Source organism: Pseudomonas lurida (genome assembly GCF_013522705.1).
Lineage (GTDB): Bacteria > Pseudomonadota > Gammaproteobacteria > Pseudomonadales > Pseudomonadaceae > Aquipseudomonas > Aquipseudomonas quebecensis.
Genome location: NZ_JAAMRE010000006.1, coordinates 1 through 16,071 on the forward strand (window position 1 = coordinate 1; position 16,071 = coordinate 16,071).

The window sequence follows — 16,071 nt, forward strand, 5'->3', positions numbered from 1 at the left end:
GGCTTGCCCCGCGTTGGGCTGCGCAGCAGCCCCAATAGGAGCGTCGCAGTATGCCAGGCAGCTCCGGGACTATGTTTTGGGGCTGCTGCGCAGCCCGACGCGGGGCAAGCCCGCTCGCCACAGGTTACTGGTTGCCCGTTCCGTCTCTTAACTGACCGGCATTGGCGCAAGCCCCCTCCCACATTTTTACTGGTCCTTGAATTGCGGCGCGCGTTTGGCCACAAATGCCGCCATGCCTTCCTTCTGATCCTGCGTCGCGAAGGCCGCATGGAATACCCGTCGCTCAAAGCGCACGCCTTCGGACAGGCTCACTTCGAATGCACGGTTCACGCTTTCCTTGACCATCATGCTGATCGGCACCGATTTGCCCGCAATCAGCGTCGCGACTTTCAAGGCCTCATCCAGCAAATCGTCGGCCGGCACGATACGTGCGACGATGCCACAGCGCTCGGCCTCGACTGCATCGATAAAACGCCCGGTCAGGCACATTTCCATGGCCTTGGCCTTGCCCACCGCGCGAGTCAGGCGTTGAGTACCACCCATGCCCGGCAGCACACCCAGATTGATTTCCGGCTGGCCGAACTTGGCACCGTCACCGGCCAGGATAAAGTCGCACATCAACGCCAGCTCACAGCCACCACCCAGGGCAAAGCCGTTAACGGCGGCGATGATCGGCTTGCGGCGGTTGGCCACGCGGTCGCTGTCGCTGAACAGGTCGTCCATATAAATCTGCGGGTAGGTCAGCTCGGCCATTTCCTTGATATCGGCGCCGGCGGCGAAGGCCTTTTTCGAACCGGTCAGCACGATGCAGCCGATTTCCGGATTGGCCTCCAGGCCATCCAGGGCCTGGTTCAACTCGCTTACCAACTGTGCGTTCAGCGCGTTCAGCGCCTGCGGGCGGTTCAGGGTGATCAAACCGACCCGGCCTTGAACCTCAAGCAAAATAGTCTCGTAACTCATGTATCGGCTCCTTAGAGATTGCGTGAGATGACCATGCGTTGAATATCGCTGGTGCCTTCGTAAATCTGGCAGACCCGCACATCGCGATAGATGCGCTCCAGGGGAAAGTCGCTCAGGTAACCGTAACCGCCGAGGGTTTGCAAGGCGGCCGAACAGACTTTCTCAGCCATTTCCGAGGCGAACAGCTTGGCCATCGAAGCCTCCACCAGCGCCGGCTTGCCGCTGTCACGCAGGGCGGCGGCGTAATGCACCATCTGCCGCGCCACCGCGATCTGCGTGGCCATGTCCGCCAGGCGAAACGCCACAGCCTGATGTTCGATCAGCGCCTTGCCGAAGCTTTCGCGCTCGCGGGCATAGTCGCGGGCCGCCTCAAACGCAGCGCGGGCCATGCCCACCGCTTGTGCGGCGATACCTACGCGGCCGCCTTCAAGATTGGCCAGGGCGATTTTATAGCCCTCGCCCTCCTCCCCCAGGCGATTGGCCAGCGGCACCTTCAGGTCTTCGAACAGAATCTGGCAGGTGTCGGAAGCATGCTGGCCGAGCTTGTCCTCGACTCGCGCCACGCTGTAGCCCGGTGAGTCCGTCGGCACGATAAACGCGCTGATGCCACGCTTGCCCGCCGCCGGGTCGGTTACGGCAAACACAATCACCACCCCGGCGTTCTGCCCGGAGGTGATGAACTGTTTGCAGCCATTGAGCACGTAGTGATCGCCCTCCAGGCGCGCGCGGGTTTTCAGGCTGCTGGCATCCGAGCCGGCCTGGGGTTCGGTCAGGGCGAACGCGCCGAGCATGGCGCCGCTGGCCAGAGGCGTGAGGAACCGGGCCTTTTGCTGATCGTTGCCGAACTTGAGGATCGGCACGCAGCCCACCGAGTTATGCACGCTCATGATGGTGGAACAGGCGCCGTCACCGGCGGCGATTTCTTCCAGGGCCATGGCGTAGGCCAGGTAACCGGTGTCGCAACCGCCCCACTGTTCCGGCACCAGCATGCCGAAAAAGCCCAACTCGGCCATCTCGCCGATGGCTTCTTTGGGAAAGCGGTGCTCGCGGTCCCACTCGGCGGCGAATGGTTTGAGGCGTTCCTGGGCAAATTGCCGGGCCGCATCGCTGATTTGCAGGTGTTCGTCATTGGGCAGCATGGTGCAGAGTCCTTAATACAGGCATTCGACGGCCATGGCCGTGGCTTCGCCACCGCCGATGCAGATAGCGGCCACGCCGCGCTTGAGGCCTTTTTGGCGCAGGGCTGCGAGCAGGGTCACGAGGATGCGCGCGCCGGACGCGCCGATCGGGTGCCCCAACGCGCAGGCACCACCGTGGATATTGACCTTGGCATGCGCAATCTGCAGCTTGCTCATGGTCACCAGGGTCACCACGGCAAAGGCTTCGTTGATTTCAAACAGATCGACTTCGTCCAGAGTCCAGCCGGTCTTGCTCATCAGCTTGCGAATCGCCCCCACCGGCGCCACCGGGAACAATCCAGGCTCATCGGCAAAGGCCGCGTGCCCGTGGATCACCGCCAACGGCTTGAGGCCACGCTTGAGCGCCTCGGACTCGCGCATCAGCATTAGCGCCGCCGCGCCGTCGGAGATCGAGCTGGAGTTGGCCGCCGTCACCGTGCCGCCTTCGCGGAACGCCGGTTTCAACTGGGCGATCTTGTCCAATTTGGCCTTCGGCGGTTGCTCGTCGTGCAGGATGGTTTTCTGTTCCTTGCCCACCGTGACCTGGACCGGCACGATCTCGGCGGCAAAGTGCCCGTGGCTGATCGCCTCCTGGGCGCGGCCCAGGGACGCGATGGCGAAGGCGTCCTGGGCTTCACGGGTAAAGCCGTTATGCAGGGCGCACTCTTCGGCGAAGGTGCCCATCAGGCGGCCTTTGTCGTAGGCATCCTCCAGGCCGTCGAGGAACATATGGTCGAGCACACGGCCATGGCCCATGCGGTAACCGCTGCGGGCGCGGTCCAGCAGATACGGCGCGTTGGACATGCTCTCCATGCCCCCCGCGATCACCACGTCGACGCTGCCGGCCGCCAGCGAGTCGTGGGCCAGGATGGTCGCCTCCATGCCCGAGCCGCACATCTTGTTGAGGGTGGTGCAGCGAGTGCCCTTGTCCAGCCCGGCGCCCAGTGCCGCCTGGCGCGCCGGCGCCTGACCGAGGCCGGCGGGCAACACGCAACCGAACAGCACTTCATCCACGGCATCGGTGGCGATGCCGGCGCGCTCGACCACTGCGCGAATCGCCGCAGAGCCCAGCTGCGGCGCGGTCAGGCCCTTGAGGTCGCCCTGAAACCCGCCCATGGGCGTACGTGCGGCGCTGACAATCACAATCGGATCGTTCATCGGTTGTCCTCCTTACTTGGCCGCCATGCGCAAGGCGCCGTCGAGACGGATCACCTCGCCATTGAGCATGCTGTTTTCAATGATGTGCCGCACCAGCGCGGCGTATTCGGCGGGTTTGCCCAGGCGCGGCGGGAATGGCACGCCGGCGGCCAGGGAGTCGCGTACTTCGGGGGTCATGCCGGCCATCATAGGGGTCTCGAAGATGCCGGGGGCGATGGTCATCACACGGATGCCAAAGCGTGCCAGTTCTCGGGCGGCGGGCAAGGTGAGGCTGGCAATCGCGCCTTTGGACGCCGCGTATGCAGCCTGGCCGATCTGCCCGTCGAATGCGGCGACCGACGCGGTATTAATGATCACGCCGCGCTCGCCCTCGGCATTGGCCTCGGTTTCAGCGATGGCCGCCGCCGCCAGGCGCAGCAGGTTGAAGCTGCCGATCAGGTTGACGTTGATGACCTGCGCAAAACTCGCCAGCCCATGAGGGCCGTTCTTGCCGAGGATCTTCTCGCCACGCACCACACCGGCGCAATTGACCAGCCCGTGCAGCCCGCCAAACGCCGCCACCGTGGCCTGCACCGCCGCTTCAGCCGCCGCTTCCTGGCTGATATCGGCGACCGTGCTGCGGGCGTTGTCGCCCAGGTGCCGGGCCTTGGCCGCCACGGCGTCGGCATTCAAATCCACCAGCATCACCTTGGCGCCGGCACCGACCAACATGTCGGCGGTGGCCGCGCCGAGGCCCGAAGCGCCGCCGCTGACCAGGAATACCTTGTTTTCAATCTGCATCGTTGTGTCCTTAAAAAGGGATCACGCCACCGCTGCTTGAGCTTTGGCGATTTCCTGATTACGCAAGATAAAACGTTGCAACTTGCCGCTGGGGGTCTTGGGCAAGTCACTGACGAATTCGATTTCCCGTGGATAGGCATGCGCGGCCAGGCGCTGGCGCACATGCAGGCGCAGTTCTTCGGCCAGTTCCGGCGTGGCGCGGTATTGCTCGTTGATCACCACGAACGCTTTGACCAACTCGGTGCGCTCCGGGTCGGGTTTGCCGACCACCGCCGCCTCGATCACCGCCGGGTGCTCGACCAGTGCACTTTCCACGTCGAACGGGCCCACGCGATAACCGGAAGTGGTAATCACGTCGTCACTGCGTCCGACAAAACTGATGCTGCCGTCCGGGTTCAGCTCCACGGTGTCGCCGCTGAGGTAGTACTTGCCGACAAAGGCCTTGGTCTTGACGCCTTCGTAGCCGGCAAACCAGCACATCGGCGACTGCTCGCGGTCGATGGCCAGGATGCCGGGCTGGCCGGCGGGTAATTCCTGGTACGCCTCGTCCAGCACCACGATACGGTGCCCCGGCGACGCGAACCCGGCGGAGCCGACGTGCACCGGATGAGCCAGGCCATGGTGATTGCACAGCACCATGCCCAACTCGGTCTGGCCATAGTGGTCGTGGATGGTCACGCCGAGGTTGTCGGCGAACCAGCGGATCACCTCCGGGTTCAGCGGCTCGCCGGCACTGCTGACAATGCGCAGTTTGCCCTTGATCGACCGGGCGAACTGCTCGCCGCCGGCAATCAGCAAACGGTAGGCGGTGGGAGAACCGGTGAGGTTGGTGATCCCGTATTTGTTGATCACCCGGCAGGTACTCTCCAGGGTGAACGGGCCGTCGTAGAAGGTAATCGGGTGGCCCATGTACAGCGGCCCGGTCACGCCGAAATAGATGCCGTAGGCCCAGCCCGGATCGGCGACGTTCCAGAACGCGTCTTCGGGCCGCAGGTCGACGGCGTCGCGGGTGTAGCTCTGGAATGCGACAATCGCCTTGAGCGGCACCGACAGTGCTTTGGACGGGCCGGTGGTGCCCGACGTAAACATCAGCAGGAACGGTTCCTCCGCGCTCAGCAGCACCGGCTCGCAGAGGTTGGAATACGTGGGGAGCTCGGCCCAGAAACTGAAGTCGCCGCGCACGATGCCTTCGCCCTTGGGGCCAGCGACCGTGACGATAAGGGGGCAACCCTGCACCTCGGCGAGCTTGGGCCGGTTAACCGCGTCGGTGACCACCAGCGCCGCGCCGGAGCTGTTCACACGGTGTTCAATGGCCTTGGGGCCGAACGCGGTAAACAGCGGCTGGTATACCGCGCCTATGCGCCAGGTGGCCAGCACCACCACCAGCAACTCCGCCGTGCGTGGCAGCAGACCGGCGACCTTGTCGCCGCGCTTCACACCTTGGGCGAGGAGGAAATTGGCGAAGCGTGCCGCCTGGTCCTGCAGGTCGGTAAAAGTGACGGTGGCGCTGCGCCCGTCCTTGCCCTCCCAGAACAGCGCGATGCGCCCCGGCAACGCGTAGCGGTCGCAGCATTCGACGCAGGCGTTCAGGCCCTGCAGGCTGCCCGCCAGAGTGGCCTCGACGGTGAGCGGATAATCAAATTCGGTGGTGGCGGCCAAATAGTCACGCATCGCTTGGAATCCTTCGGTCGTTTTTATTTTCAGGACGTTTTTTTTACGACAAGCACCGCGGAAATAGTCGCTCCAGCGCGCTTCACCAGCAATGGTCAAAGCCTTCAACATGGCTGACTGTTTTGGCCAATGCCGCGTTTGATCATAGACCGCGCCGATGAAGCGGTCGGCCCAAGCGATTGGACGCCCTGCCCGTCAGCTTCTACCCTGACGAGCTGCGCCACCTGAGAAGCTCCCGCCCGATGATCGTGCGTCCCAAACCCAACCTGCTGGGTATCCTGTTTTCCCTCAAGGGGTCGATTGCCAAGCGCATTGCCTTGCGCAGCCTGCTGGTGACGTTGCTCGCGTCGGTGATCGTGCTGGTGGAAACCCTGCACCCGGCGTACTTCTCCAAGGTCAATGCCACCCCCTTCACCTTGCTCGGGCTGTCGCTGTCGATCTTCATGAGTTTTCGCAACAACGCCTGCTACGACCGCTGGTGGGAAGGCCGCAAGCAACTGGGTCAGATGGTGATCGAAGTGCGCTCGCTGATTCGGCAAACCCAGGTGCTGACCGATACGTCCGAGCGAGCGCACGTGTTGCGCGCTGTGTGTGGCTTCGCCCACGGCTTGATCGCGCGTCTGCGCCATGAAGACGAAGCCTCGGCCATACAACCGTGGACGCAGGCGCAGGCCGACCACCCGAACCTGCCCGATCAAGTGCTGCAGCAGGTGGGCGCGCGCTTCAGCGAACTGGCCGCGCGCGGCGCAATCAGCGAATGGCGCTACACCCAGTGGGAAACTCGCCTGGTCAGCCTGAGCCAGGTGCAGGCCGCGTGTGAGCGGATCAAGCACACGCCGCTGCCCTTCCCTTACACGCTGCTGCTGCACCGCACCATCTACCTGTTCTGCATCCTGCTGCCCTTCGCCATGGCCGAACCCCTCGGCTGGCTGACGCCGGTATTCACCGCCATTGTCAGCTACACCTTTTTCGGCCTCGACGAAATCGGCGATGACCTGGAAGACCCGTTTGGCTTTGACGAGAACGATCTGCCCTGCAACGCGATCCTGCGCACCCTGGAGCGCGAGGTGCTGGCCGCCCTCGGTGTGACGCAGCTGCCGCCGGCCTTGGAGCCGGTGGAATACGTGCTCACCTGATGCGGGTTTGACACCTGCCGTGGTCTGGTCGAAGCTTGCGGCTTTAAACGAGCTGCCCACGCTTTCGGACGCCTGCATGTCAAAGTCACGCCGTTACGCCCTCGTCGGCCTGTGCGCCCTGTTGTTTATCGGACTGATCATTGGGTATTTCACCCACACCCCCCAAGTGGCCGTGCCGCCTGCCATTGCCAAAGGCTATTCGAAAGCGTTGAAACAGGCGCATAACGGCGAGCCCGGCGCAGCGCGCGTGCTGTACCAGCAACTCGCGCGCCCGGACCTGTCGCCGGAACGCCGTGCCGCGTTGCATGCCGAATTGCCCAACTACCCCAGCCCCCAGGCGCTGAAGCTGGCGGATAAGGACCTGGCTCACGAGGCACCGCTGGTGCGCGAGGCGGCGATCCATAGCATCGTCGGCCTGGTGCCCAGCGGCCAGCGCACTCTGTTGCTCGGTCCGCTGCTGGATGACCCGGAGCAACGCGTTCGTTTTGCCGCCGCCAACGCCCTGCTCGGCCTGTCGCCCGACGCCCTGGGCCTGTATTTCGGCCCGCTGCAACAGGTGCTGGACGAATACGTCAAACACCTCAAGGCCCAGCCCGAAACTGCTGAAGGCTGGATTCAATTGGCGCGCCTGTACATCCACAGCGCGCTGCTGCCCGAGGCGCAAAATGCGCTGGAACAGGCCACACGCCTGCAGCCGGACAATCTGCCGGCGGTGGTGGCGCAGATCGAGTTGCTCGACAAACAGGGCAAGACCGACGAATCGCGGCAGCTGTTGGCCCGGCAATTGGCGGCGCATCCGGAGTCGGCTTACCTGCAGCACGCCCTCGGCCTGTGGCTGCTGCACCATGGCGAGCGCACGTATGCGTTGCTCGGCCTGTCCAAAGCGGTAGAGCTGGAACCGGATAATCAGGATTACCGCTACGACCTGGCCACCACTCTGCACGCCCAGCAGGAACTGGAAGCTGCCCAGCGCCAGTTGGAAGAAATCGTCCAGCGCCACCCGGCCAACCGCAAGGCGCGCGTGTTGCTGATCAACTACTGGAAAGAGAGCGGCCAGTTGCAGAACGTGCAGGTATTGCTGGCCCAGCTCGAACAACAGAACCCGGATGACCCGGCGCTGCAGCAAGGCCTGTAAGGCTTATACAAAAAGTTGGAAAAAAGTCGCAGTCGCGCACAAACCCGCGCAAAACGTTGAACCCCCGCAACAGCCAACGGTCAAGTGCTTAAGGCGCGCCCGAACGGGTGCGCACATCTCCTCGTATGTGACCTGAGGGCACTTCTTGTCTACATCTAAAGCGTTGTTAACCGAAAAAGCAGCCATCGGCATTGAAGGTCTCGACGACATTCTTTCCGGTGGGTTGTCCCGCAGCCATTTGTTTCTGCTCGAAGGTGAGCCAGGGACCGGCAAAACCACCGTAGCCTTGCATTTCCTGCAGGCCGGCGCGAAAAACGGTGAAACATCGTTGTACATCACCCTGTCCGAAACCGAGCGTGAGCTGCGCCAGGGTGCCAAGTCCCACGGTTGGGACCTGGACGACAATATCCATATCTTTGAATTGACCCCGCCCGAGAGCCTGCTCAACGCCGAGCACCAGCAGAGCCTGCTGTACTCCTCGGACCTGGAACTGGGTGAAGCGACCCGGCAGATTTTCGAAGTAGTCGAGCGTGTCAAGCCAACCCGCGTGGTGATCGACAGCCTGTCCGAGATCCGCCTGCTTGCCCAGAGTTCGCTGCGTTATCGCCGGCAAATCCTGGCCATCAAGCATTACTTCGTGCGCTATGACGCCACGGTGCTGCTGTTGGACGACCTGACCACCGAATCCCTGGACAAGACCGTGCACAGCGTCGCCCACGGCGTGATCCGCCTGGAAGAACTGACACCCAACTACGGCGCCGAACGCCGCCGCGTGCGCGTGGTGAAGTACCGCGGCCAGAAATACCGCGGTGGGTTCCACGATTTCACCATCATGGGCGACGGCATTCATGTGTTCCCGCGCCTGGTGGCGGCCGAGCATCGTGGCGGTTATGTGCGCCAGACCCTGAGCAGCGGCATCCACGAACTGGATGCGTTGATGGGCGGCGGTGTCGAGACCGGCTCCAGCAGCCTGATTCTGGGTCCGGCGGGCACCGGCAAATCGCTGATTTCGATGATCTTCGCCGCCGCCGCGGTAGCGCGTGGGGAAAAGGCCGCGCTGTTTATCTTCGACGAAGAGCTGGGGCTGCTGTTCGAACGCATGCGCAATATGGGCATTGACCTTGTCGCGCTGCAAGCGACCGGAAACCTGCTGATCGAACAGGTGGACGCCGCCGAGCTGTCGCCTGGTGAGTTTTCCCACCGCGTGCGACGTTGCGTGGATGAGCGCGGGATCAAGACCGTGGTGATCGACAGCATCAACGGCTATCAGGCCGCGATGCCTGAAGAAAACGCCTTGATCCTGCATATGCACGAGCTGTTGCTGTACCTCAACCGCCGTGGCGCGGCGACGTTCATGACCGTCGCGCAACATGGCCTCGTTGGCGACATGCAGGCGCCGGTCGACATTACTTACCTGGCCGACACCGTGATCCTGCTGCGTTACTTCGAAGCACAGGGCAAAGTGCGTCGCGCCATCTCCATCATCAAGAAACGCACGGGCACCCATGAGTCGACCATTCGCGAGTATCGCATCAGTCACCAGGGCATGACCGTCGGTGAACCGCTGGCCAACTTCCAGGGCGTCCTGCGTGGCATTCCTACCTACATGGGCGCCGGTTCGCCTTTGTTGAAGGAAGAGGGAGAGTGACGGCCCTGGCACCCGCCTCCGAGCGCGCTATCGTTCTGGCGCCTCTGGGCCGCGACGGCACCTTGGCGCTGATGATGCTCAACGAAGCCGGCTACAGCGGCATCATTGCCAGCAATCTCATGGCGCTGTGCGAGGCCCTGGAAGAAGGTGCCGGCCTGTTGATCATCGCCGCCGAAGCCTTGCGGGGGGTCGATCTGGAGCCATTGCTGGAGCACTTGCATCGTCAACCGGCGTGGTCGGACCTGCCCATCGTACTGCTGACTCACCACGGCGGCAGCGAGCAGAACGGTTCGTCGGACCTCAGTGGCTTGCTGGGTAACGTGACCTTCCTCGAGCGGCCGTTCCATCCGGTAACGTTGATCAGCCTGGTCAGCGCAGCCCTGCGTGGGCGACGCCGCCAGTACGAGGCCCGCGATCGCTTGATCGACCTCAGCGCCAGCGAACTGCGCCTGCAGCGCACCCTGGAAACGCTTGAGCAACAGGTCGAAGAACGTACCGCGCAGTTGCGCAGCAATGAAGAGGCGTTGCGCCAGTCCCAGAAGATGGAAGCGGTCGGTCAGTTGACCGGCGGCATCGCCCATGACTTCAACAACATGCTCACCGGTATTATCGGCAGCCTGGAATTGCTGCGCCGGCGCGTGGCCCGCGGCAAGCTCGACGACCTTGACAGCCTGATCGACCTGGGCGTGACTTCCGCCAACCGGGCGGCGGGGCTGACCCACCGGCTCCTGGCGTTTTCCCGCCGCCAGTCCCTGGATTCCAAACCGGTGCAGATCAATCGACTGGTCACCTCCATGGGCGAGTTGCTGCAACGCAGCATTAACGAAAGCATCAGCCTGAACATGCGCTTGAGCGAGCAACTGTGGACCGCCGAAGCCGACCCCAACCAGCTGGAGAGCGCCCTGCTCAACCTGGTGATCAATGCGCGGGATGCCATGCCCAATGGCGGCCGACTGACGGTGGAAACCAGCAACCGCCACCTCGACAGCGTGTTCACCGCCGCCTACGGCTCACTCACGCCCGGCGACTACGTGGAATTGAGCGTCAGCGACACCGGGTGCGGCATCCCCGAAAGTGTCATGGGCCGGGTGTTCGATCCGTTCTTCACCACCAAGCCGATTGGCCAAGGCACCGGGCTCGGGCTGTCGATGATCTACGGCTTTGCCCGCCAATCCCGGGGTCACGTGATCATTCACAGCGAAGTCGACAAAGGCACCACAGTCAGCCTGTTCCTGCCACGCTTCGTCGGCGAAGTGGTCGCCGATGAAGCGAGCAATCCGACGCTGCTGCCGTTCGCCAACGAAGGCGAAACGGTACTGATCGTCGAGGACGACGCCGCAGTGCGCGTGCTGGTCAGTGCGGTACTCAAGGAACTGGGCTATGCCTACGTCGAGGCCGGCGATGCCAACACCGCCGTGCCGATCATCGAGTCGGACCAGCGTATCGACCTGCTGATCAGCGACGTTGGCCTGCCCGGCATGAACGGCCGGCAACTGGCCGAAATCGGCCGGCAGATCAGGCCAGACCTCAAGGTGCTGTTCATTACCGGTTATGCCGAGCATGCGGCGGTGCGCGGCGGGTTCCTGGAGCCTGGGATGCAACTGATCGCCAAGCCCTTCACGTTTGATCTGTTGACGGCCAAGGTGCGGGAGATGATCCGGGCGTAATCGACGCAGCGTCAACATGCCGCAACATTCGACCCGTGGCATCGTGGAACGGTCCTACAAGTAACGGTTACTCAGCAATAGGTCCGCGCGCTCTGCGCTGAGTTATTTCTGAACGCCAGCGAGTTACTTGCCTATGATGATCTCTTCCCTTCGAACGTTACTCACCCAGCCCGTCGAGGCTCAAGCCCCAACGCAGCTCGCTGTACGCGAGCCACCGGTCGGGCGCGCGGCCCAGGTGAACCTTGGGCAACCGCCCCAAGGGGTGCAGGGTGTGTCCGGCGACAACGAAATGGCCTTTCGTTATGCCAAAACGCTGCTCCAGATCGCCGGCGACCCGGAGAAGGACAATGCGATCATGGTCGAAGCAATGCCCATGCACTCGACGTTCGGACAATGGTGGAAGCAATTGGGAAGCGCGATGCAGTCCCCCGAGGTGCTCGATTGGATAAGACGCGTGGGCGCAGACCCTGACAGCATCAGAATCAAGCCGGATACCGGTCAGGTGTTCTACAATCCGAAAAATCGCGGGTCTAATCCGCCACGGCTCGTAGTCGGTCCGGAAAACAAGGATTGGGCAACGGTCAGCGGGCCGTTGATGATGGCAGGACGGGCCATTTCCAACTTCTACGTCTTCAAGCCGCCGCTGACCGAGCGCAGCGACAGCGCGCCGTGGAAGCTGGTACGCGCCTTCTACTTCCAACCGCCTGCCAACGACCCGACGCAAGCGCAAGAGCAAGCCGTGCGTCTGGAGCGTGATCTGACCTTCATGAGTGTGGATTGGGACCGCGACCCGGCTTTCTATGCCGCACGCAGCGACGAAGCGCTCAATGAACAGAAACGGGTACGGGGCGACAACAGCAACCTGTACTTCCTGCTGGGCGAGTTGCGCCACCTCGGCAGGGGCCTGGACTCGGGCAGTGTCTTGAGTGACGAAATTGTTGATTATCTGCAGCGCACCCGACTTGACATCCATCCCGACTCTTCCTGGGCGCAGGCATTCGCCACGCAGGCTGGCGCGAAGGTCAGCCTCAACGATTACATCCTGCAAAATGGCTGGGACCTTCCCACCAACGCCGAGCAAGTGCAAAACCTCTTGGACGCGCTGCCCAAGACGCTGGAGAAAGGCCCGGCGCTTGGTGACTACAGCGGCGCGTTGTCCTGGCCCATGCCTCTTGACGAGCAGAGCCAACTGACACTGCGCAGTATGCTGCGGCACGCTACCGTGGGTGATCTGGATGTAAGCCCCTACAAGAACGTTCTTGAGTACTTGCTGCACGGCGCTTCATTGGAACCCTCGCAACTGGCCAATCCCCGCCGAGTTCTCGACAGACTGATTCAATCGCCCAAGGGACAGGCGCTTGGCCTGGCTATCCAAGCCAGGTTCGAGGCCAACTCGATCAAAGGCAGCGTTAATGACTGGCTATTGGCGGCCTTAAGTCAGGATACGGACGCCCCCGCGCCTAACGCGCCATCAACCCGAACCCAGGTGGCCGGCTTCAACCTGGCCGGCGATCACCACTGGGGCAGGCCCGCTTCGCAGGTCGTCACGCGTCTGGCCGAACACCTGGAAACCACCGGTCGCTCGTCCTCGCCCGAGAAGGCGCGCTTACAGGCGCATCTGTTGCTGTCATCAAGGGCCCCGGAGTTTCTGGTCAAGGGGCTCCCCGAGCAACTGCTCTACGGCTCACATGGCTGGGTCAGTTTCGCCACCGCCGTGGCGCGTATCGAATCTGCAACGCCCGGTGCAACAGCAGACATGTCCTACTCCCAGGTGATGACTTGGGCGAGCACGGCGCCTGTCACGCAAACGCAACGCAAGGTCGAATGGGAGGCGCAGAACACTGCGCTCAAGGACTGGGGCGTGGCCAATGGCGTGATCGAATCGAACCCGCACGATGTGTATAACGATGGGCAGATGCAACGGGTGCGCAGCGCCTTCAATGAGCAGATCCGAGCATTGAAGCAGGCGTCCGAGGCCCGTAGCAGCGATGTGCCTGATTTGCACAAACGAACGGATGACTATTTGAGAGCGACATTAGGCCCGGATGTCGACCTGGAAGCGAAGGTCATCCAGCTCTCCCCGGCACATGTGGATTTTCCGGGACCATACTCAATCAAGGACCTCTATCTGAAGGAGCGGTTGTTCTCGTTGCCCGGAAAATCTTCCGGGCTCGATAACTTCAAGGCTGGTCGTTTCTATCCGTTCATTTCGGCTCAGCAGACAATTACTCAAACGTCGGGCTCCGACTACCGCTGGGTCTCGCTCAGCGACAAGCTGGATATTGCTGACGTGGCCAGTAAGTTGAAGGAGGGGCCTGACCTCATCGGCGCGTTCAGGCAGGACATTTCAACTTATGCGAAGGGAATGGAAAAAAGCGTCGAAGTCGGTATCAACTTCAACCTCTCGCAATTGCCGCTCGAGGAACAAAAAGACTTTCAATATGGCGCGCTGAGCGTATTCCGGGAGGTCGGCGTCAGGCAGGACAACTTCGGCGGGGCTACCCGGCGAGTAGGTAACGGCGCTTCGAACGAACCCGAACCCACGGAGTTGATCTTCCGTACTACACGCAATGCGCACACTCGGCACTACCAGATCAACGTAGATGGGACAATCAAACAGCGCCCCGACTTGGGATTGTTCGAGCCTGGACGGCAACCCCCGGTCCACACGCACTTTCATTACGACATGGTGCCGGTAAAGCTATCGGCCGATGGCTTCGACAGCGCTCCAGGCCTGACCGAGGAAACCCCGCCTGACGAGCGAACGCCACAGAGTTTTAACAGTAACCGAACCAAGGCGATTGCGCGCACGGTCACGCAGGAACTGGGGCTGGTCAATAAAATCCAGCAACAAGGCCAGGTGCTGACCACCTTTGACCAGGAAGTGCCTACCTACAAACAAATCCAGGAAGCTGTACTTAACCTGATCCCCTTTTATTCGGCGATCGTCAGTTTTTCAAAAGGTGACATCGGCGGCGGAATCACGGACCTGGCCTTTGATGCGTTGGGCTTTTTGACGGCCGGCACCGGCGTTGTAGGCAAGGGCGCAAAAGTGCTGCGTAGTGCGGCCAGTGGGTTGAGCAAAGCGTCCAGACTCACCGGAATTATCGGCCGCGCCGCTATCGGGGCGATCAACCCGCTGGACGGCGTGGCGGATCTGGCCCGAGGAGCAGTCAAATCGGTGCGACGTGGATACGAAGCCACACGCACAGGCTTCAAGCAACTGCGCGCGGCCCTGACCAAAGTTGACGCCGTGGCCCTCACAAAGACGCCGGGGATCGCCCAGGGTGGGATCAAATCGTCCAACGCAATCGACGAGCTGGCGCTATTTGCCCGGCTGGATGAAAAGATGGGCAACTGGCATGCCTTTAACCCAGCGACGCGGCAGCCCTTCGGCCCGGCGCTCAAGGGTTTCGAACCCAAAGTGCTTTCCAGTGCAGAGCTGAGTGACAATCTGGTCGCGTTGTTCAAAAAGTTGGATAAAGAGCCTCAGTTGGATATCTGTTACGCCACCGCCTTGCGCACTGCTCAAGCCGACAAAAAAATCACCGACACCGCATTCAACAAGATCATCCCCGAAGTCCTCAATGGCGGATCGGAGCGCTATAACCAGGTCATGAAAATTGGCCCCGGCACGCGCAAAACTAGTTTCAATGCCGCCCATATCAACGAATCAGGCGTCATGACCTTTGTGAGTCGAGGCGGCTACAACAAAGATAAAATTGTTCATGCCGTCTACCTTCAGAAAGCCCCGGACGGCCAACTGCACCTCTATCAGTCAAACTCACATGCACTGGATCACGCCCTTGGTGGTACAAAACAGGTGCCCAACACCGCAGGTAAAGCCAACGTCTACCCACTTGGCGCGGAGCAACAGGCGGGCATTCAAGAGTTCATGGACACGGGCGCGGGCTTTGACATAGTGTTCACACCCTCCAGCACCCTGGAATCCAGCATCAGGGGCGTGCTTGCCTGAGCATAGGTATACCTATCTTCAGTGATACCTAACCTGGGGAAATGAGAGTTTTGTGGTGGTGAACCGGCTTGCTCACCACAAAAAACTGTCAGGCGCGCAACGTTTTTGCAGCGCCCGGGAGCCCTTGAAATTTGCGATGGCGTGCTTGTAGCACAGTACGCTGCCATGCGGCGTGTAGAGGTCTCGTTGCAGGATAGTGGCCAGCAACCGCGCCGAATTTCAGCAGAAGAAATCCGTCGGCCGATTTTCAATCGTCTTGAATTTACTGAACCGTTGGCATTAGCGGCGCCTGACAAGCGCCGCGCCACTCACGCCAGCAGGCGCTGGATATGTTCCTGCAGCGTATCCAGATCGAACGGCTTGGCCAGCACCGGCGCATTGCGCGTGATCGGGCTGTTGCAGTCGTGGATTTCCTGGGGGTAGCCGCTGATGAAGATGACTTTCAACTCCGGCCGCAGCTTTAACGCCGGCTCGGCGATCTGCACACCGGAAATGCCACCCGGCAGGCGGTAATCGGTGACCATCAGGTCCAAGTGCGGTTTGGTGGCCAGGATTTCGAAGGCCTGTTCACCATTGATCGCCTTCAAGACCCGGTAACCCAGGCCCGCCAGGTACTCACCCAACACAAACATAATGGATTCGTCGTCTTCGACGATCAGTACGACATCTTGTGCATCTTCACTCATGGGAAGCCTTTGTCCGGTCAATTGCTGCAACTACGACCATAGGGTCACGCAGAAGGTTGCGTCGAGGTGACGATTG

At 61.7% G+C, this 16,071-nt stretch carries 11 protein-coding genes; 5 read left to right on the top strand and 6 right to left on the bottom strand.

Annotated features, from left to right (window positions below; translation table 11 throughout):
- Positions 1-186 precede the first annotated feature (186 nt).
- Genes G7025_RS07050 through G7025_RS07070 form a run of 5 tightly spaced genes read right to left on the bottom strand, consistent with a single transcriptional unit; the run spans position 187 to position 5,747 of the window.
- Positions 187-960, bottom strand: a complete 774-nt coding sequence (locus G7025_RS07050; RefSeq protein ID WP_181077644.1) for an enoyl-CoA hydratase — start codon at positions 958-960, stop codon at positions 187-189.
- Positions 961-971: 11 nt separating this feature from the next.
- On the bottom strand, positions 972-2,099 hold the full coding sequence (locus G7025_RS07055) for an acyl-CoA dehydrogenase (protein WP_181077646.1): 1,128 nt from the start codon (positions 2,097-2,099) through the stop codon (positions 972-974).
- Positions 2,100-2,111: 12 nt separating this feature from the next.
- Positions 2,112-3,296: an acetyl-CoA C-acyltransferase gene (locus G7025_RS07060; protein WP_181077648.1), complete on the bottom strand. Its 1,185-nt coding sequence runs from the start codon at positions 3,294-3,296 to the stop codon at positions 2,112-2,114.
- A gap of 12 nt (positions 3,297-3,308) precedes the next feature.
- A complete protein-coding gene (locus tag G7025_RS07065; RefSeq protein ID WP_181077650.1) occupies positions 3,309-4,076 on the bottom strand; it encodes an SDR family NAD(P)-dependent oxidoreductase in 768 nt (255 codons plus the stop codon).
- Between the two features lie 21 nt (positions 4,077-4,097).
- On the bottom strand, positions 4,098-5,747 hold the full coding sequence (locus G7025_RS07070; RefSeq protein WP_181077652.1) for an AMP-binding protein: 1,650 nt from the start codon (positions 5,745-5,747) through the stop codon (positions 4,098-4,100).
- A 242-nt stretch (positions 5,748-5,989) separates the two neighbouring features.
- Here G7025_RS07070 and G7025_RS07075 point away from each other — a divergent pair, with 242 nt between their 5' ends.
- From G7025_RS07075 to G7025_RS07095, 5 genes are all read left to right on the top strand, one after another.
- Positions 5,990-6,883: a bestrophin family protein gene (locus G7025_RS07075; protein WP_181077654.1), complete on the top strand. Its 894-nt coding sequence runs from the start codon at positions 5,990-5,992 to the stop codon at positions 6,881-6,883.
- Positions 6,884-6,959: 76 nt separating this feature from the next.
- Complete coding sequence (locus tag G7025_RS07080) at positions 6,960-8,018, top strand: tetratricopeptide repeat protein (RefSeq protein ID WP_181077656.1); 1,059 nt, start codon at positions 6,960-6,962, stop codon at positions 8,016-8,018.
- Positions 8,019-8,163: 145 nt separating this feature from the next.
- Complete coding sequence (locus G7025_RS07085; protein ID WP_181077657.1) at positions 8,164-9,666, top strand: ATPase domain-containing protein; 1,503 nt, start codon at positions 8,164-8,166, stop codon at positions 9,664-9,666.
- A complete protein-coding gene (locus G7025_RS07090; protein ID WP_181077659.1) occupies positions 9,663-11,333 on the top strand; it encodes an ATP-binding protein in 1,671 nt (556 codons plus the stop codon). Before G7025_RS07085 ends, G7025_RS07090 begins: the two co-directional genes overlap by 4 nt.
- Before the next feature lie 133 nt (positions 11,334-11,466).
- A complete protein-coding gene (locus G7025_RS07095; protein WP_181077661.1) occupies positions 11,467-15,309 on the top strand; it encodes a hypothetical protein in 3,843 nt (1,280 codons plus the stop codon).
- Positions 15,310-15,617: 308 nt separating this feature from the next.
- On the opposite strand, the gene G7025_RS07100 is transcribed toward G7025_RS07095, so the two are convergent.
- Positions 15,618-15,995 (bottom strand): response regulator, encoded by a 378-nt coding sequence (locus G7025_RS07100; protein WP_181077663.1) that lies wholly within the window; start codon positions 15,993-15,995, stop codon positions 15,618-15,620.
- Between the last annotated feature and the right edge of the window lie 76 nt (positions 15,996-16,071).

Coding starts and splice junctions, on each gene's coding strand:
- G7025_RS07050 (WP_181077644.1), bottom strand. CDS start 960: ATGAGTTACGAGACTATTTTGCTTGAGGTTCAAGGCCGGGTCGGTTTG.
- G7025_RS07070 (WP_181077652.1), bottom strand. CDS start 5,747: ATGCGTGACTATTTGGCCGCCACCACCGAATTTGATTATCCGCTCACC.
- G7025_RS07065 (WP_181077650.1), bottom strand. CDS start 4,076: ATGCAGATTGAAAACAAGGTATTCCTGGTCAGCGGCGGCGCTTCGGGC.
- G7025_RS07075 (WP_181077654.1), top strand. CDS start 5,990: ATGATCGTGCGTCCCAAACCCAACCTGCTGGGTATCCTGTTTTCCCTC.
- G7025_RS07100 (WP_181077663.1), bottom strand. CDS start 15,995: ATGAGTGAAGATGCACAAGATGTCGTACTGATCGTCGAAGACGACGAA.
- G7025_RS07080 (WP_181077656.1), top strand. CDS start 6,960: ATGTCAAAGTCACGCCGTTACGCCCTCGTCGGCCTGTGCGCCCTGTTG.
- G7025_RS07055 (WP_181077646.1), bottom strand. CDS start 2,099: ATGCTGCCCAATGACGAACACCTGCAAATCAGCGATGCGGCCCGGCAA.
- G7025_RS07095 (WP_181077661.1), top strand. CDS start 11,467: ATGATGATCTCTTCCCTTCGAACGTTACTCACCCAGCCCGTCGAGGCT.
- G7025_RS07060 (WP_181077648.1), bottom strand. CDS start 3,296: ATGAACGATCCGATTGTGATTGTCAGCGCCGCACGTACGCCCATGGGC.